The 16,598-nt window shown below is 64.6% G+C and carries 14 protein-coding genes; 6 read left to right on the top strand and 8 right to left on the bottom strand.

The window, feature by feature from the left end; genetic code table 11:
* The first annotated feature begins 348 nt into the window (after window positions 1-348).
* On the top strand, window positions 349-1,602 hold the full coding sequence (locus Q2M23_RS02865) for a Spy/CpxP family protein refolding chaperone (protein WP_316394135.1): 1,254 nt from the start codon (window positions 349-351) through the stop codon (window positions 1,600-1,602).
* Window positions 1,603-2,171: 569 nt separating this feature from the next.
* Here the strand turns inward: Q2M23_RS02865 and Q2M23_RS02860 are convergent.
* Entirely contained in the window at window positions 2,172-2,507 is a 336-nt protein-coding gene (locus tag Q2M23_RS02860) for a GYD domain-containing protein (protein WP_057016969.1), read from the bottom strand.
* Between the two features lie 401 nt (window positions 2,508-2,908).
* Here Q2M23_RS02860 and Q2M23_RS02855 point away from each other — a divergent pair, with 401 nt between their 5' ends.
* A complete protein-coding gene (locus Q2M23_RS02855) occupies window positions 2,909-3,859 on the top strand; it encodes an aldo/keto reductase (protein WP_316394113.1) in 951 nt (316 codons plus the stop codon).
* A gap of 196 nt (window positions 3,860-4,055) precedes the next feature.
* Here Q2M23_RS02855 and htpX read toward each other — a convergent pair whose 3' ends face one another.
* A complete protein-coding gene (gene htpX / locus Q2M23_RS02850; protein WP_141340519.1) occupies window positions 4,056-4,985 on the bottom strand; it encodes a zinc metalloprotease HtpX in 930 nt (309 codons plus the stop codon).
* A gap of 221 nt (window positions 4,986-5,206) precedes the next feature.
* The gene (locus Q2M23_RS02845) at window positions 5,207-6,859 is read right to left on the bottom strand and encodes an ATP-binding protein (protein ID WP_316394111.1); all 1,653 of its coding nucleotides are present in this window, start codon (window positions 6,857-6,859) and stop codon (window positions 5,207-5,209) included.
* A gap of 185 nt (window positions 6,860-7,044) precedes the next feature.
* Between Q2M23_RS02845 and Q2M23_RS02840 the strand changes: the two genes are divergently transcribed.
* From Q2M23_RS02840 to Q2M23_RS02825, 4 genes are all read left to right on the top strand, one after another.
* Window positions 7,045-8,391, top strand: coding sequence for a lytic murein transglycosylase (locus tag Q2M23_RS02840; RefSeq protein ID WP_316394109.1), 1,347 nt, complete (start codon window positions 7,045-7,047; stop codon window positions 8,389-8,391).
* Between the two features lie 351 nt (window positions 8,392-8,742).
* Window positions 8,743-9,246: a DUF1993 family protein gene (locus tag Q2M23_RS02835; RefSeq protein ID WP_057016963.1), complete on the top strand. Its 504-nt coding sequence runs from the start codon at window positions 8,743-8,745 to the stop codon at window positions 9,244-9,246.
* Between the two features lie 100 nt (window positions 9,247-9,346).
* Window positions 9,347-10,207 carry an SDR family oxidoreductase gene (locus Q2M23_RS02830; RefSeq protein ID WP_316394107.1) on the top strand — a complete coding sequence of 287 codons (861 nt, stop codon included), beginning with the start codon at window positions 9,347-9,349 and terminating at the stop codon, window positions 10,205-10,207.
* An 85-nt stretch (window positions 10,208-10,292) separates the two neighbouring features.
* Window positions 10,293-11,396 carry an alkene reductase gene (locus Q2M23_RS02825; RefSeq protein WP_316394106.1) on the top strand — a complete coding sequence of 368 codons (1,104 nt, stop codon included), beginning with the start codon at window positions 10,293-10,295 and terminating at the stop codon, window positions 11,394-11,396.
* Window positions 11,397-11,605: 209 nt separating this feature from the next.
* On the opposite strand, the gene Q2M23_RS02820 is transcribed toward Q2M23_RS02825, so the two are convergent.
* The 5 genes from Q2M23_RS02820 to Q2M23_RS02800 all read right to left on the bottom strand — a co-directional run bounded on the left by Q2M23_RS02820 (window position 11,606) and on the right by Q2M23_RS02800 (window position 16,593).
* Window positions 11,606-13,348 (bottom strand): ABC transporter substrate-binding protein, encoded by a 1,743-nt coding sequence (locus tag Q2M23_RS02820; RefSeq protein WP_038382516.1) that lies wholly within the window; start codon window positions 13,346-13,348, stop codon window positions 11,606-11,608.
* Window positions 13,349-13,463: 115 nt separating this feature from the next.
* A complete protein-coding gene (locus Q2M23_RS02815) occupies window positions 13,464-13,790 on the bottom strand; it encodes a DUF2160 domain-containing protein (protein WP_057016960.1) in 327 nt (108 codons plus the stop codon).
* A 9-nt stretch (window positions 13,791-13,799) separates the two neighbouring features.
* Window positions 13,800-14,606, bottom strand: coding sequence for a carbohydrate ABC transporter permease (locus tag Q2M23_RS02810; protein ID WP_028333212.1), 807 nt, complete (start codon window positions 14,604-14,606; stop codon window positions 13,800-13,802).
* The gene (locus Q2M23_RS02805) at window positions 14,606-15,508 is read right to left on the bottom strand and encodes a carbohydrate ABC transporter permease (RefSeq protein ID WP_028338609.1); all 903 of its coding nucleotides are present in this window, start codon (window positions 15,506-15,508) and stop codon (window positions 14,606-14,608) included. Before Q2M23_RS02805 ends, Q2M23_RS02810 begins: the two co-directional genes overlap by 1 nt.
* The gene (locus tag Q2M23_RS02800) at window positions 15,508-16,593 is read right to left on the bottom strand and encodes an ABC transporter ATP-binding protein (protein ID WP_057016959.1); all 1,086 of its coding nucleotides are present in this window, start codon (window positions 16,591-16,593) and stop codon (window positions 15,508-15,510) included. Before Q2M23_RS02800 ends, Q2M23_RS02805 begins: the two co-directional genes overlap by 1 nt.
* Window positions 16,594-16,598: the final 5 nt, after the last annotated feature.

The raw sequence follows: 16,598 nt of genomic DNA, 5'->3' as shown, positions 1-16,598 counted from the left end.
GACCGCCCGGAATTACCGGGCCGTCGTCACTCTCGCTGCCATCGTCCTATGGCTGCGATAAGTGTCCACACCACCTAAAGCATGATCCGGAAAAGTGCGAAGCGGCTTTCCCTCGCGACAACGCGTTTGCGCGAATCACACACCAAACTAAAGCGCGATGACGATTCGACCCAGCGCGTGTACTCGACGCGACTAATCCGTTGACGTCGTCACCTGACCGCAGGTTCACCCAATGAAAACGGCGGGAGGAACTTTCGGTTCCGCTGCGAGTCATATTTGTGACGCGATGTGGCCTGGACCGCCAAGGGAGAGACCGAGGGAGAAATCATGTCAAAGTCCCGCCTTGGAATGGCTGCGGCCGGCGTTGCAATTGGCGTTCTGGGAGCGCTGCCGAGCGCGGCCGAGGCGGGTTTCCGCCTGCGCGTTGGCGGCCCCGTGAGTGTCGCGCGCTTCGCGATGGCCGGCGTGCTGTCGGTCGCGGGTCTCCGCCACGCACGCATGGCGGCGCGCCACAGCCGCGTCCGCATGGCTGCTCTAAGACCGCAAGATCTTCGCCCCGCCGCCGAGTCGATCGGCCCGAGTGAGCGCGCGCAGCTCACTGCCGTCGCCGCGCTGGCCGGCTGGCAGGGCGGCCGAGCTGCGCAAGGCTGGTGGCAGCACTCCGACGGTTCATACGGCTGGGTCGGTCCGCTCTTCTGGCCGTTTGCCTACAGCGATCTCTATGACTACGCGCTTCTCAATGATGGCAGCGGCTTCTGGGCCTATGGCTACGGCGATCTCTACGCCGCGATCTTCTCGCCTTACGCTGCGAGCGATCTCTCAGCGTTTGCGGCCGAGCGCCCCGCCGGGAGGCGGCATCGCAAAGCGCCCTCGGTGCAGGAATTCTGTAGCGGCGACACCGCCGAGACGACCGGCCTTCCCCTCGAGCGGATCGGCCTGGCGGTCGCGGCGAACGAGGCGCAGCGCGCAGCCTTCGACGAGCTCGCGAGCGCCTGGATTTCCGCCGGCAACACCATCCGCGCTTCCTGTACAGCACAGACCGCAACCACCGCGCTGGAGCGATTCGTGGCCATGCAGAGCCGCGTCAACGCGATGCTGAGCGCAGTTGCGACCGTTATGCCGCCATTTCAAAAATTCTACGATCTCCTAAGCGATGAACAGAAGGCCCAGCTCAACACGCCCGAACGCGACCGCCGCGCTAACGCTGCGGCCGCGAAGCTGAAGGAGATGCAGGACGCCGCCTGCCAGGCGAGCCGTGAACCGCAAGACGAGCAACAGGCCGAAAAGCAATACCGCCAGCTCGTCGCCCAGCAATGGCCCCTCGACGACATCGTCGCCAGCCTGAAACTGAACGATACGCAACGCGCCGCGCTCGAAGTGGTGCAGGATACCACGATGGGCACCATGGAAGCCTTAAACCCATGCCCGCCAAAGGAAGCGCTCACCCCGCCGGCCCGCCTTAAGGCCGCAAAGGCGCGGTTGGAAGCGATGAGAGAGGCGATCATCAGCGTGAACGACGCGGTCGACGATTTCCGTTGGAACCTGAGTGACGAGCAGAAGACGCAGTTCGAGGGGCTCGGTCTGAAGAAGCGGGGGGTGTGATTTTTCCATCCCCAAGCGGCGCTGGTCGGCCAAGGCGATACTTCGCATCTCCTGTCGCATTTGCTAGTCGTCCGCTAAGAAGGGCTGGACATGCGAGCATGCGTTATAGGGGCGGGCTCTAAGTAGTTCGGTCGCGCGACCGAGACGCCGTTCAACATGAACTTTGAGGCCGGCACGTAGTCAACTGAACTTCTTTGGATGTTGCTTATTGGCCCAAGGCCGACATACTGCGATGTCGGCCTCAACGTCAGCTTCCGAGATCAAAGCGGACGCGAAGAATTCATGAGTACACGCCCTGATCTCATCGCGCCTTAGCGCGTACTGCGCTCGTCTTGCTGAAGCGGAGGCCGAGCGAGGCGGCGGACGTCATGCGACGGCACAACCGGCCGGGGCGGTGGCCGGCATGCACGTAGCCAAGACATCCGCCTGAGCTAGTGCCCATCCGTTGACGCCCCGGATCAGCGGCGCGCAACGGCCCTCGCCTCCGCGCGGGACGCCAGCAAGCGCCGCCGCGCGAGAGTGACACCGGCCATCAGATCAATCTGCGCCGTTTTGGATCGCTCGGCCTGCTAGCCACCGGGCGGCGTGTAGGCGGCCTTGAGCTTGGTCGCGTGCTGACGCACCACCTTGATCTCGTCCTGGGTAAAGAGCCGGACCAGCCGCACGTTCTGCATGGCGCCGGCCGCAACCACCACGCCGCTGACCGCAGGCGCGAAGCTCGGATCCGGCACGTCGAAGATCACCATCACGCCGGGGCCATCGGTCGCCGTGCTGTACATCGAAATCAGTTTCCCGCCGGCGGCCTCAATCAACTTCTTCGCGGCCTCGTATCGATTCGTCGTCGGGTTTTCCATGATGTTGTTCAGGGAACGCGGGGTGTATTCACCAGAGAAGCAGAAATGCATGGCAATCGCTCCGTTTGGTTGGAATGAAAAAAACATTCACCCAGGCGCGCGGCCCGGGCAGAGCATTTCGTACTGAAAAATGAGAAGAAATGGCCTGCCGATGGCCAGTCGCGCTGCCGCTCATTCTCCGGATTTCGGCGCAACCGGTGGCAGCTCGCCGCGCAATCTACATCAGACCCGCGGCAAATAAAATCGCGTTTCTGCTCTGCGACGAAATCTCTCCTTGGTCGATGCGGCACTGAAGGGCAGCGCGCCTGACCCGACCGACGAACGCGATCCATCCGAGCCCGCCGAGTGACGCGTCGGCGCCCGCTAGGCGGTGGCGGGACAACGCCTTGCAAACAAGGGCGATCTGCCTCAGTGTCCGGCGCCCGCCATCAAGAACAAGCGAAAGAAAACTCATGAAGCATCGCGCGCTCGGCCGCTCCGGCCTCACTGTCCCTCCCCTGTGCTTCGGCTGCAATGTATTCGGCTGGACCGTGGACGAGACGTCGTCGTTTCGCCTGCTCGACACCGTGCTCGATCAGGGGCTGACATTCCTGGATACGGCGGATGTCTATTCACGCTGGGTGCCGGGCCACAGCGGCGGCGAATCCGAGACCATCATCGGCAAATGGATGAAGGCGCGCGGCAACCGCAACCGCGTCATCCTCGCCACCAAGGTCGGCATCGACATGGGAGGCGGCAATGTCGGGCTGAAGCCGGACTACATCGCGCGCGCCGTCGAGGATTCGCTGCGGCGGCTACAGACCGATTTCATCGATCTCTACCAGTCCCACAAGGACGATGAGACGACACCGCAGGAAGAGACGCTCGCGGCCTACAACAAGCTGATCAAGGCCGGCAAGGTCAGGGCCATCGGCGCCTCGAACTTCTCGGCGGAGCGGCTCCAGAGTGCGCTCGACATTGCCAAGGCGAACGGGTTGCCGCGCTATGAGAGCATGCAGCCCGAATACAGCCTCGCCGAGCGCTCGAGCTACGAAGGCGCGCTGCAACGCGTCTGCGAGGCGAACGACGTCGGCGTGATCACGTTCTTCTCGCTCGCCGCAGGATTTTTGACCGGCAAATATCGCTCGGAGAGCGACTTCGCCAAGAGCCCCCGCGGTGCACGCAGCATCCCAAAATACATGAACCCGCGCGGCATGCGCATCCTGGCCGGTCTCGACGAGGTCGCCGCGGAAACCCGCGCCGAGCCGGCCGCGGTCGCGCTCGCCTGGCTGATGGCAAAACCCTCCGTCACCGCGCCGATTGCCAGCGCTACCAGGCCCGAGCAGGTCGCAACGCTGGTCGCGGCGACCGAACTTGAGCTGAGCAAGGATCAGGTCGAACGGCTGGACGCCGCGAGCGCGTAGCAGCTGCCTTCACTTCACCTCGCCCCGCGTGCGGGGAGAGGTCGGAACGCATCGCTAGATGCGTTCCGGGTGAGGGGGAGTTTCCGCGAGTGCAGCTATCGCCGTATTGCGGAGACCAGCCCCTCACCCCAACCCTCTCCCCGTAAGAACGGGGCGAGGGAGCACACCGCCTTCGCGGCTACGGCTTGGTCTTACCCTACCCCCACGGGCCACGCTGGCCGGATCCGCCCCACGGGCTGCGCGGCGGATAGCTTCCACCGGCCGGGCGCGGCGCGGTCTGGGTGCCGAGCTCGGCGGCGAGCTGCTGCAGCGCGGCGATGCGGTTCGCGGTCGAGGGATGGGTCGCGAACAGATTGTCGACGCCGTGGCCCGACAGCGGGTTGATGATGAACATGTGCGCGGTGGCCGGATTGCGCTCGGCCTCCATGTTCGGCACCTGATGCGCGGCGTTCTCGATCTTCGCGAGCGCGGAGGCAAGCCACATCGGCTGGCCGACGATGCGTGCGCCATAATTGTCGGCGGCGTATTCGCGGGTGCGGCTGATCGCCATCTGCACCAGCATGGCGCCGAGCGGCGCCAGGATCATCATCGCGATCGATCCGACGATGCCGGGGCCGTTGTTGTTGCGGTTGCCGCCGAAGAACATGCCGAACTGCGCCAGCATCGAGATCGCGCCGGCGATCGTCGCTGTGATCGTCATGGTCAGCGTGTCGTGATGCTTGATATGCGCAAGCTCATGCGCGATCACGCCGGCGAGCTCCTCGCGGCTGAGCTGCTGCATCAGGCCCGTGGTGACGGCGACCGCCGCGTTCTCCGGATTGCGGCCGGTCGCGAACGCATTGGGCTGCGCTTCGTCCATCAGAAACACGCGCGGCATCGGGAGAGCGGCGCGCTGTGCCAGCTCGGCGACGAGATTGTAGAGTTCGGGCGCCGAGCCCGCATCGACCTGATGGGCGCCGTACATCGACAGCACCATGCGATCGGAATTCCAGTAGGTGAACAGATTTGTTGCAGCCGCGACCATCAGCGCGATCACGGCGCCGGTGCCGCCGCCGATCAGATAGCCGACCCCCATGAACAGGGCGGTGAGGCCGGCAAGCAGGAGCGCGGTGCGGAAATAGTTCATCGTTGTTCCCTCACGGCGAGCGGAATGCTGCCACAACTGACGCCGCTGAGGTAGGGATTTTGCCGCTGAAGCCGCAAGGGGAACCAGTGCGTCGCAGCGACGCGGCGCGGGTTAATAATCGGTTATGTGCCGCGGCGATCGGTAGCCCGCATGAGCGAAGCGATATGCGGGGTAAGACCGGTCCCGCATGTCGCTTCGCTCATGCGGGCTACGATCTCTCGCTACGCCGCCGGCTCCTGTGCAATCACCGCCCCCTCCTCGCGCAGCGCGACGCGCAACATGCGGGCGAGCTCGGCGCGGCTGTAGGGCTTTGCCAGGAACAGGATGCCCTGCACGAGTTTGCCGTCCTGGTCGATGGCGTCATCGGTATAGCCCGACGTGAAGAGGACGCGCAGGCCCGGGCGGCGCTTCCGCGCCTCGGTGGCGAGGTCGCGCCCGTTCATCGCGCCCGGCATGATGACGTCGGTGAATAACAGATCGATCGGCGCGCCGCTGTCGAGCACGGCAAGGGCTTCGTTCCCATTATTGGCCGACAGCGTGGTGTAGCCGAGGCTCTCGATCTGGGTCAGCACATAGGAGCGCACCAGCCTGTCGTCCTCGACGACGAGCACGATTTCCCGCGCGCCGCGCACGTCCAGCTGCCGCCGCTCGGGCACCGCTGCCGCTGAGACCACCGCCGCGCGCGGCAGATAGAGCATCACCCTGGTGCCGCGACCGACCTCGCTGTCGAGCACGACATGGCCGTTGGATTGCTTGACGAAGCCGTAGACCATGCTGAGGCCTAGCCCGGTGCCCTTGCCGACGTCCTTGGTGGTGAAGAACGGTTCGAACACCTTGGCCAGATCGGCTTCCGCAATGCCCCGGCCATTGTCGGTCAGCGCGATCGCGACATAGTCACCGGCGGCAAGCCCATCATGGCCGCTCACGTCCGATGGCTTGAGCTCGGCGGTGCGGGTCTCGATCATCAGCCGGCCGCCCTTCGGCATCGCGTCGCGCGCGTTGAGCGCAAGGTTAATGATCGCGGTGACGAGCTGGTTGCCATCGACCAGTGCGCGCGGCAGATCGGGTGCGGAGCGAAAATCGATGTCGACATGGTCGCCGATGGTCGGCCGCAGCAGCTCGATGGTGTCGACCATCAACGCGTTGACGTCGACGTCGCTCGGCTGCAGCGGCTGCTTGCGCGCGAAGGCGAGCAGATGCCGCGTCAGCGATGCGCCGCGCTCGGCGGCGTCGCGGATCAGCGCGGTGATCTCCGTGAGCTGGCGGTTGTGAGTGACCGCCTCGGCCAGGATGTCGATCGTGCCGGTGATGACGGTGAGGATGTTGTTGAAGTCGTGCGCGATGCCGCCGGTGAGCTGGCCGACCGCTTCCATCTTCTGCGCCTGACGGATCTTGCTCTCATTGGCCTCGGCCTCGCGAAAGCGCTCGAGCAGGAATTCCGATCGCTGGCGCTGCCGTCCCTCCTCGGCGAGCGCGACATGGGCCTCGCGCAACTGCTCTTCGGTCGGGATCGCGAGGATCCGCGGGATCAGCGGCCAGAGCAGCACTGCGGTGAAGATCGAGGCGACAGCGGTCAGCACCTTGAGCAGGCCCTCGAGACCGTAGATCGGCACCCACAGCGTGTAGATCGAGAACACATGGGTGAGGCCGCAGGCGAGGATGAACGTGGCGAACGGCCAGGCCATCCAGCCGAACTGGAAATCGCGCCGCTTGGAGACGAGGATCGCCAGCGCGAACGGGATCGAGAAATACGAAGCGGCAATGATCGCGTCTGAAATCACGTGGAGCCAGATCAGCTCCGGTTCCCACAACAGGCAGATGCCGTGCGGCGAAAACGTCGACGAATCCAAAAGACGCTCGAGAAAACTCCACATGGGTCCCTCCGGGCGTGATCGATCCGCCGACACCCCGCCCGCGAATCACCGGCCGATCATAGCGGCGGCCTCTCAACCTACCTCAGCCCAATTGGTCTAACGGCGCTACCCCCGTTGTTGCCCGGTGTCGCCCTGGTGTATGCAGATTGGGCTTCAATTCCCCTTTTTTCCAGCCGGTGACATCGATGCCAGCCTCTCCCCTCCGCGCCCGGATCATGATCGCAGCGATCGCGGGGGCGCTGGCGCTCTCTACCCTCGCCTCGGCGCAGCAGCCGCTGCCCAGCCCCTTGAATCCTGCGCCGGTCAGGCCGCGCCCTGCCGCCGTCGCCTCGCCGCGGGCTGCGTCCTGCCACAACGGGCAGAACTTCGATCGCTTCCTCGCCGAGCTGAAGCAGAAGGCGGTCGCCGCCGGCGTCTCGCAGCGCACGATCGCGGAGGCCGCGCCCTACCTGATCTACGACCAGGGTATCGTCAACCGCGACCGCGGCCAGCGCGTGTTCGGGCAGATCTTCACCCAGTTCGCCGGCCGCATGGCCGCGAACTATCGCATGCAGCAGGGCCAACAATACATCCGGACCTATGCCGCCGCGTTCGCGCGCGCCGAGAAGGAGTATGGCGTGCCGCCGGCGGTTATCGCCGCGTTCTGGGGACTGGAGAGCGATTTCGGCGTCCAGATGGGCAATTTGCCGACGCTGAAATCGCTGGTGTCGCTGGCCTATGATTGCCGCCGCTCCGAGATGTTCCAGGGCGAGACCATCGCCGCGCTGAAGATCATCGAGCGCGGCGACCTGACGCCCGACGAGATGATCGGCTCATGGGCCGGCGAGCTCGGTCAGACGCAATTCTTGCCGACGCATTATTTCAACTACGCGGTCGACTATGACGGCGACGGCCATCGCAATCTCCTGCAAAGCGGCCCCGACGTGATCGGCTCGACCGCGAACTACATCGCCACCGGATTGAAATGGCGGCGCGGCGAGCCGTGGCTGCAGGAGGTGCGCGTGCCGCAGGCGGCAAATTTCCCGTGGGACCAGGCCGACCTCACCATCAAGCTGCCGCGATCGAAATGGGTATCGCTTGGCGTCAGCTTGACCGACGGCAAGGCATTGCCGAATGACGAGATGCCGGCCTCGCTGCTGCTGCCGATGGGCCGGATGGGTCCGGCGTTCCTCGCCTATGCGAACTTCGCCGCCTACACCGAGTGGAACAACTCGCTGATCTATTCGACCACCGCCGGCTATCTCGCCGGCCGCATCGCGGGCGCACCGCCGATGCAGCGGCCGCACGGTCCGGTCGCGCAATTGCCGTTCAATGAGATCAAGGAGCTGCAGGGACTGCTCGCGCGCGCCGGCTACGACGTCGGCAAGATCGACGGCGTGCTCGGACAGGCAAGCCGCAGCGCGGTGAAGGCGATGCAGATGAAATACGGCCTGCCGGCGGATTCCTGGCCGACCGCGGAGTTCCTGGCGCGGATGCGCGGCGGGCCCCGCACCCAGCCGGCCGCCGATGCCGCGGCACCGGGGACGCGGTAGAGCAAACGCCCATTTTCCGTAGCCCGGATGCAGCGCAGCGAAATCCGGGACAAGCCCCGATGCGCCTCCCCGGATTGCGCTGCGCTCCATCCGGGCTACGCAGACTCTGGCGATCCGTCATCCTGAGGTGCGAGCGGAGCGAGCCTCGAAGGATGAATCGGCCACACTGGGGCCGTGCATCCTTCAAGACGCGCTTCGCGCTCCTCAGGATGACGGGATCAAGAATGCCGCCCGCGGGAAATATTTGACCAAGTGTTACAGCCGCCCGCAGTTGTATTCTTCCCCTTGCCGCCCCACTTGCAGCATCGCCGTTCGGTAACATCCGGATTTCATCAGAACAGGGAGCATCACATGTCCTTTCATGACGCCGTCGTCCCCGCCTACCTGCAGATCCTCAACAGCCTCACCGGCGAGCTGACCAAGGCCGAGGCGCATTGCGAAGCGAAGAAGATCGCGCCCGAGGTGCTGCTGGGATCGCGGCTCTATCCCGACATGCTGCCGCTGACCAAGCAGGTGCAACTTGTCTGCGATCACGCCGCACGGGGCTGCGCGCGGCTGACCCATAGCGAAGTGCCGTCGACGCCAGATACCGAGAAGAGCATCGGTGAACTGAAGCAGCGGCTCGCCAGGACGATTGACTATGTGAAGTCGTTCAAGCCGGCGCAGTTCGACGGCGCCGACGTCAGGGACGTCACCTTCCCGATCGGCCCCGATCGCACGATGACCCTGAAGGGCCAGCAATTCCTCAGCGCGTTCTCGTTCCCGAACTTCTATTTCCACGCCGTGACCGCGCACGACATCCTGCGCCACAACGGCGTCGAGATCGGCAAGCGCGATTTCCTCGGCGTCAGCTGACGCGCTTCGGCGATCCATATTCCCCGCGACGGGATTTTCGCTTCACGCCCTCGCCCGTGCTACTGCTCCCTGACAACAACAAGACGTCAGGGAGCACGCCATGTCGACAACAACCCACGCACCGAAAGCCATCGATCCGTCCGCTTCGCTGCATGCCGAAGCGCTCGGACTGGCGAAGAACCACGGCCGCCTCGCCGGGCGGCGCGTCATCGTGGTCGGCGCGGGACAGCGCACAACCGTGGATGAAGCCCCGCCGATCGGCAACGGCCGCGCCATGTGCGTGCTGTTCGCGCGCGAGGGCGCGTCGGTCGCCTGCCTCGACGTCAACAAGGACGCCGCCGACGACACCGTCGCGCAGATCACAGGCGAAGGCGGCAAGGCCTTCACCGACGTGGTCGATGTCGCCGACGTCGCGGCGATCGCGCCCGCGGTCGAACGCTGCGCGCAGCGGCTCGGCGGGCTCGACGGGCTGGCGCTCAATGTCGGCATCTCCTCCGGCCTGTCGCTGCCCAAGATGACGGCCGAAGCCTGGGACCGCGACTATGCCGTCAATGTGCGCAGCCACATGCTGTTCGCGCAGAAGGCGCTGGAGGTGATGGCGCCGGGCGGCGCGATCATCCTGATCTCCTCAATGGCGAGCCAGCGCGCCGGCGGCCGCAACCCGGCCTATGAATCCTCCAAGGCGGCGCAGATCGCGCTGGGGCGGGCGATCGCGCGGGCCGGCGAGGACAAGGGCATTCGCTGCAATGTGATCGCGCCCGGCTTCATGGACACGCCGATGGGGCGCGACGCCAGCCGCAGGCGATCGGACCGCGCCGTGACAGTGCCTTTCGGCCGCCAGGGCACCGGCTGGGAGGTCGCCTATACTGCGCTGTTCCTGATTTCGAATGAATCCTCCTACGTCAACGCGCACACCTTGTTCCTCGATGCCGGCCACATGGGCGGAATTGTGCGCGGCTAGTCTGCGGAGCGCGAATGCCTCGGGCATTGCGCTCGTCGCGGCAATGCACAATTGTCCTTCATCAGTCATTCTCTGGAACATTTACATGAGCCAATCGACCAAACTTCTCGAGCCCTACAAGCTCGGCGCGCTGACGCTGCCGAACCGCCTGGTGATGGCGCCACTGACGCGCAACCGCGCGGTGCCGCCCGGCATGGTGCCGAGCCCGCTCGCGGTGGACTATTACGGCCAGCGCGCCTCCGCCGGCCTTCTGATCACCGAGGCGAGCCAGGTCTCGCAGCAGGGCCAGGGCTATCAGGACACGCCCGGCATCTATTCGAAGGAACAGGTCGAGGGCTGGCGCAGGGTCACCGATCGGGTGCATGAGCGCGGTGGCCGCATCTTCATCCAGCTCTGGCATGTCGGCCGCATCTCGCATGTCGCACTGCAGCCGAACGGCGGCGCACCGGTGGCGCCGAGCGCGATCAAGGCCAAGACCAAGACCTTCGTGAACGGCACGTTTGCCGACGTGTCCGAGCCGCGCGCGCTCGAATTGTCGGAAATTCCCGGGATCATCGAGGACTTCAAGCGCGGCACGGCGAATGCGCTGGCGGCCGGCTTCGACGGCGTCGAGATCCACGGCGCCAACGGCTATTTGCTCGACCAGTTCGCCCGCGACGGAACCAACAAGCGCACCGACGCTTATGGCGGCGGAATCGAGAACCGCGCCAAGCTGATGCTGGACGTGTCCAAGGCGGTCGCCATCGAGGCCGGCGCAGATCGCACCGGCATCCGGATCTCGCCGGTGACGCCGGCCAACGACATCACCGACTCCAATCCGCAAGCGCTGTTCGACTACATCGTCGAACAGCTCAGTGCGCTGAAGCTGACCTATCTCCACGTCGTCGAGGGCGCAACCGGCGGCCCACGCGATATCGCGCCGTTCGACTACGCCTCGCTGCGCAAGCGCTTCAAGCAGGCCTATGTCGCCAACAACGGCTACGATTTCGCGCTAGCGGAGAAAGTGCTGGAGGCCGGCGCGGCCGACCTGATCGCGTTCGGCAAGCCATTCATCTCCAACCCCGACCTGGTCGAGCGGCTCAAGACCGGCGCGCCGCTCAACGAGTGGGACAAGGCGACCTTCTACGGCGGCGGCGCCAAGGGCTACACGGATTATCCGACGCTGAAGGCGACCGAGGCGGCGGAGTAGGGAGCGCTCCTCTCTCCACATCGTCATTCCGGGGCGATGCGACGCATCGAACCCGGATTCTCGAGATTCCCCGGTGCGCAGTTGCGCACCTGAGGTCTGGTGCTTGCGCACCATCCCGGAATGACCTGGCAATCAGCAAAAAGGCCGGGATCGCTCCCGGCCTTTCGTCGTCTTCGGATGGCGTGGGCTGGTACGCCTTTGCTTGCGCCTTACTTCGCTTCGGCGCGCTTCGGCGGGTTGGCCGGCCACGACTTGATCAGCGTGTCGTAGTCGATCGTCTCGCCCTTCGGCTTCTCGTTCGCGAGCTTGCGCTGCGGAGCGATGGTGCCGTCCTTCTCGGCCTTCTTGTACCAGAACTCGGCGGATTCCTTCTTGTTCAGCTTCGGTCCGCAGGCGCCCTGCACACCGGACTTCTCAAGACGCTCCATCACCGAATCCTGGGCCGCGGCCAGCGCGTCCATCGCCTGCTGCGGCGTCTTGGTACCGGACGACGCATCGCCGATGTTCTGCCACCACAGCTGCGCGAGCTTCGGATAATCGGGCACGTTGTTGCCGGTCGGGGTCCACTGCACGCGCGCGGGCGAGCGGTAGAACTCGATCAGGCCGCCGAGCTTCGGCGCACGCTCGGTGAACGACTTGTCCCAGATATCGGACTCACGGATGAAGGTGAGACCGACATGGCTCTTCTTCAGCGACACCGACTTGGAGATGATGAACTGCAGATAGAGCCAGGCTGCCTTGCGGCGATCCGGCGGGGTCGACTTCAGAAGCGTCACGGAGCCGGCGTCCTGATAGCCGAGCTTCATGCCTTCCTTCCAGTAAGCGCCGTGCGGCGACGGAGCCATACGCCACTTCGGCGTACCGTCCGCGTTCATCACGGCGATGCCCGGCTTCACCATGTCGGCGGTGAAGGCGGTGTACCAGAACATCTGCTGGGCGATGTTGCCCTGCGCCGGCACCGGACCTGCTTCCGAGAAGGTCATGCCCTGGGCCTGCGGCGGGGCATACTTCTTCAGCCAGTCGAGATATTTGGTGATCGAGTAGACCGCGGCCGGGCCGTTGGTGTCGCCACCACGCTCGACCGAGGAGCCGACCGGACGGCAGCCTTCCATGCGGATACCCCACTCGTCGACCGGCAGGCCGTTCGGGATACCCTTGTCGCCGTTGCCGGCCATCGACAGCCAGGCGTCGGTGAACCGCCAGCCGAGCGAGGGATCCTTCTTGCCATAGTCCATATGGCCGTAGACCTTGACGCCGTTGATCTCCTTGATGTCGTTGGTGAAGAACTCGGCGATGTCTTCATAGGCCGACCAGTTCACGGGCACGCCGAGCTCGTAGCCATACTTGGCCTTGAACTTGGCCTTGTACTCGGGGTTGGTGAACCAGTCGTAGCGGAACCAGTAGAGGTTCGCGAACTGCTGGTCGGGCAGCTGATACAGCTTGCCGTCCGGCGCCGTGGTGAACGACTTGCCGATGAAGTCGTCGACGTCGAGCATCGGGTCGGTGACCTCCTTGCCCTCACCCTTCATGTAGTCCGACAGGATGATGGTCTGGCCGTAGCGGAAGTGGGTGCCGATCAGGTCGGAATCGTTGATCCAGCCGTCATAGACGTTCTTGCCCGACTGCATCTGGGTTTGCAGCTTCTCGACGACGTCACCTTCCTGGATGATGTCGTGCTTGAGCTTGATGCCGGTCAGTTCGGAGAACGCCTTGGCCAGCGTCTGCGATTCATATTCGTGCGTCGTGATCGTTTCCGAGACGACGTTGATCTCCATGCCCTTGAAGGGTTCGGCGGCCTTGGCGAACCACTCGAGCTCCTTCTTCTGGTCTTCCTTCGACAGCGTCGAGGGCTGGAATTCCGCGATCCACTTCTGGATCACGGCATCGTCGGCGGCGCGGGCCGGCGTGGCGACCGCGAGCGAAGCCGCGATCAGCGCGGCGGCGCTGGTCATAGTCAAAAGACTATCCTTTGTCGTTCTCAAATGTCGCATTATGATTCCTCCGGTTGCAGCGACAAACAAAACCCCAGGCCCGGGTTGACCCCGGATCTGCTCTTCTTCGCTTTCGTCAGACGGTGCGAAAGATCGCCACGGCTGAAAGAAGCGAAATCAGCGTTGCGAGCCACAGGCTCGAAATTTCCACGCCCTCGCCGATCGGCAGGGTGAGGATCGGATCGGTGCCGACGAGGCCGATCCACAACAGGTGGATCACCGCCGCCAGCACCAGCGAAATGAACAAACGATCGCCGCGCGTGGTCGGGATGCGCAGCACGCCGACTCGCTCGGCCTCGGGATAAACCGCCGCGAGCCAGGTCATCACGCCGAGCGTCGAGGCCAGCAGCACGAAGAAGATCGCGGTCGGCAGCGTCCAGGCCATCCATGCGATGGATTCCATGATCGCCTCCTAGACCCGGCCGAGCGCGAAGCCGCGCGCGATGTAGTTGCGGACGAACCAGATCACCAGCGCGCCCGGAATGATGGTGAGCACGCCGGCGGCGGCGAGCAGGCCCCAGTCCATGCCGGCCGCCGAGACCGTCCGCGTCATGATCGCCGCGATCGGCTTGGCCTGCACCGAGGTCAGCGTCCGCGCGAGCAGCAGCTCGACCCAGGAGAACATGAAGCAGAAGAAGGCGGCGACGCCGATGCCGCTTGCGATGAGCGGCACCAGGATCTTGATGAAGAAGCGCGGGAACGAATAGCCGTCGAGGAACGCGGTCTCGTCGATCTCGCGCGGCACGCCGGAGACGAAGCCTTCGAGGATCCACACCGCCAGCGGCACGTTGAAGATGCAGTGCGCGAGCGCGACCGCCCACGGCGTATCGAACAGGCCGATCGCCGAATACAGGTTAAAGAACGGCAGCGCGTAGACCGCCGCCGGCGCCATGCGGTTTGACAGCAGCCAGAAGAACAGATGCTTGTCGCCGAGGAAGCGGTAGCGCGAGAACGCATAGGCCGCCGGCAACGCCACCGCGATCGAGATGATTGTGTTGAGCACCACGTATTCGAGCGAATTGATGTAGCCCGAATACCAGCTCTCGTCGGTGAAGATGCGCTTGTAGTGCTGCAGCGTCGGCGTGTGCGGCCACAGCGTCATCGTCGAGACGATCTCGGCGTTGGTCTTGAAGCTCATGTTGACGAGCCAGTAGATCGGCAACAGCAGGAAGATCAAAAACAGCGCCATGATCAGGCGGCGGCCGGGGATCGAATGCATCACGCCGCTCCTTCCTTGGCCGGACGCTCGGAGCCGGCATTGACCATCACGGTGTAGAATACCCAGCACACGATCAGGATGATCAGATTGTAGACCAGCGACAGCGCCGCGGCCTTGCCGAGGTCGAACTGGCCGAGCGCAATCTTGACGAGCTCGATCGAGACGAAGGTCGTCGAATTGCCGGGGCCGCCGCCGGTGACCACGAACGGCTCGGTGTAGATCATGAAACTGTCCATGAAGCGCAGCAGCACCGCGATCAGCAGCACGCGGTTCATCTTCGGCAGCTGGATCGCCTTGAACACCGCCCAGCGCGAGGCGCCGTCGATCTGCGCCGCCTGGTAATAGGCGTCGGGGATCGACTTCAGCCCGGCGTAGCAGAGCAGCGCGACGAGGCTGGTCCAGTGCCAGACGTCCATCACGATGACCGTGACCCAGGCGTCGACCTCATTGGACACGTAATTGTAGTTGAGGCCGAGGTGGTTCAGCACATAGCCGAGCAGGCCGATATCGGGCCGGCCGAAGATCTGCCAGATGGTGCCGACCACGTTCCACGGAATCAGCAGCGGCAAGGCGAGGATGACGAGGCAGGCCGCGACGCTCCAGCCTTCGCGCGGCATCGACAGCGCGACGATGATGCCGAGCGGCACCTCGATCGCGAGGATCACCGCAGAGAAGAACAGGTTGCGGCCGAGCGAGGCCAGGAAGCGCCCGCCGAGATCGGTCGATGGATCGAGCAGCTCCTTGAACCAGCCGACCCCGTTCCAGAAGAACTGGTTGTTGCCGAAGGTGTCCTGCATCGAATAGTTCACGACGGTCATCAGCGGCAGCACCGCCGAGAACGCCACCACCAGGAACACCGGCAGCACCAGGAACCAGGCTTTTTGGTTGATCGTCTTGTCCATCAGGCGACCCCCTCCACCAAATGGCTGTCGGCATAGACGTGGACGTGCGCGGGATTGAAGATCAGCCCGGCGGTGTCGCCGGAGACCGAGAAGCCCGGCGGCACACGCGCGGCGAATTTGGTATCGCCGACCCGCACGCGGGCGAACTGGATGCGGCCGAGATCGTCGATCCGCTCGATGGTGGCCGACAGCAGCCCTGACGCCGGCGCCGCGACATCGACGAATTCCGGCCGCACGCCGATCTCGATCTTCTTGCCCGCAGGTAGCACACCATAGTTTCGATGCAGGCCGATGACATGGCCGTCGACCCGCGCCTCGTGACCACTGACTTCGGCGGGCACGATGTTCATGCCGGGCGAGCCGATGAAGTAGCCGACGAACGTATGCGCCGGCTTGTCGAACAATTCGGCCGGCGTGCCGCTCTGCACCACGCGGCCGTCATGCATCACGACGACGGTGTCGGCGAAGGTCAGCGCCTCGGTCTGGTCGTGGGTGACGTAGATCATCGTGAGGTCGAGCTCGCGATGCAGCGCCTTCAGCTTGGAGCGCAGCTGCCACTTCAGCTCGGGATCGATCACCGTTAGCGGTTCGTCGAACAGGACGGCCGCGACGTCGGAGCGCACCAGACCGCGGCCGAGCGAGATCTTCTGCTTGGCGTCGGCGGTGAGCCGTGTCGCCTTGCGTTTGAGATAGGGCGTGAGGTCGAGCAGATCGGCGATCTGCCTGACGCGCGCGTCGACCTCGGCCTTCGCGACGCCGCGATTCTTCAGCGGGAAGGCCAGGTTCTGGCCGACCGTCATGGTGTCGTAGATCACCGGGAACTGGAACACCTGCGCGATGTTGCGCTTCTGCGTCGACAGCGGCGTGATGTCACGGCCGTCGAACAGGATCTTTCCGCGCGACGGCGTCACGATGCCGGAGATCAGGTTCAGCAGCGTGGTCTTGCCGCAGCCGGACGGCCCGAGCAGCGCATAGGCGCCGCCCTGCCGCCAGGTCATTGTGACCGGCTTCAGCGCAAAGGACTCCTGCGGCGCGTCGTTGCCGCCGTAGGAGTGCGCGAGATCGACGAGGTCAATGCGGGCCATGAAGC

The sequence above is a fragment of the Bradyrhizobium sp. 33ap4 genome (genome assembly GCF_032654765.1).
GTDB lineage: Bacteria > Pseudomonadota > Alphaproteobacteria > Rhizobiales > Xanthobacteraceae > Bradyrhizobium > Bradyrhizobium australafricanum.
The sequence above is the reverse complement of the archived record's forward strand: the minus strand, read 5'-3'. Positions and strand labels throughout refer to the sequence as shown.

What these genes read in the sequence shown, in the direction of transcription:
- Q2M23_RS02825 (WP_316394106.1), top strand. Translation starts at nt 10,293, where the DNA reads ATGAGCCAATCGACCAAACTTCTCGAGCCCTACAAGCTCGGCGCGCTG.
- Q2M23_RS02855 (WP_316394113.1), top strand. Translation starts at nt 2,909, where the DNA reads ATGAAGCATCGCGCGCTCGGCCGCTCCGGCCTCACTGTCCCTCCCCTG.
- Q2M23_RS02805 (WP_028338609.1), bottom strand. Translation starts at nt 15,508, where the DNA reads ATGGACAAGACGATCAACCAAAAAGCCTGGTTCCTGGTGCTGCCGGTG.
- Q2M23_RS02820 (WP_038382516.1), bottom strand. Translation starts at nt 13,348, where the DNA reads ATGACCAGCGCCGCCGCGCTGATCGCGGCTTCGCTCGCGGTCGCCACG.
- Q2M23_RS02845 (WP_316394111.1), bottom strand. Translation starts at nt 6,859, where the DNA reads ATGTGGAGTTTTCTCGAGCGTCTTTTGGATTCGTCGACGTTTTCGCCG.
- Q2M23_RS02860 (WP_057016969.1), bottom strand. Translation starts at nt 2,507, where the DNA reads ATGCATTTCTGCTTCTCTGGTGAATACACCCCGCGTTCCCTGAACAAC.
- Q2M23_RS02800 (WP_057016959.1), bottom strand. Translation starts at nt 16,593, where the DNA reads ATGGCCCGCATTGACCTCGTCGATCTCGCGCACTCCTACGGCGGCAAC.
- Q2M23_RS02815 (WP_057016960.1), bottom strand. Translation starts at nt 13,790, where the DNA reads ATGGAATCCATCGCATGGATGGCCTGGACGCTGCCGACCGCGATCTTC.
- Q2M23_RS02810 (WP_028333212.1), bottom strand. Translation starts at nt 14,606, where the DNA reads ATGCATTCGATCCCCGGCCGCCGCCTGATCATGGCGCTGTTTTTGATC.
- Q2M23_RS02865 (WP_316394135.1), top strand. Translation starts at nt 349, where the DNA reads ATGGCTGCGGCCGGCGTTGCAATTGGCGTTCTGGGAGCGCTGCCGAGC.
- Q2M23_RS02835 (WP_057016963.1), top strand. Translation starts at nt 8,743, where the DNA reads ATGTCCTTTCATGACGCCGTCGTCCCCGCCTACCTGCAGATCCTCAAC.
- Q2M23_RS02830 (WP_316394107.1), top strand. Translation starts at nt 9,347, where the DNA reads ATGTCGACAACAACCCACGCACCGAAAGCCATCGATCCGTCCGCTTCG.
- htpX (WP_141340519.1), bottom strand. Translation starts at nt 4,985, where the DNA reads ATGAACTATTTCCGCACCGCGCTCCTGCTTGCCGGCCTCACCGCCCTG.
- Q2M23_RS02840 (WP_316394109.1), top strand. Translation starts at nt 7,045, where the DNA reads ATGCCAGCCTCTCCCCTCCGCGCCCGGATCATGATCGCAGCGATCGCG.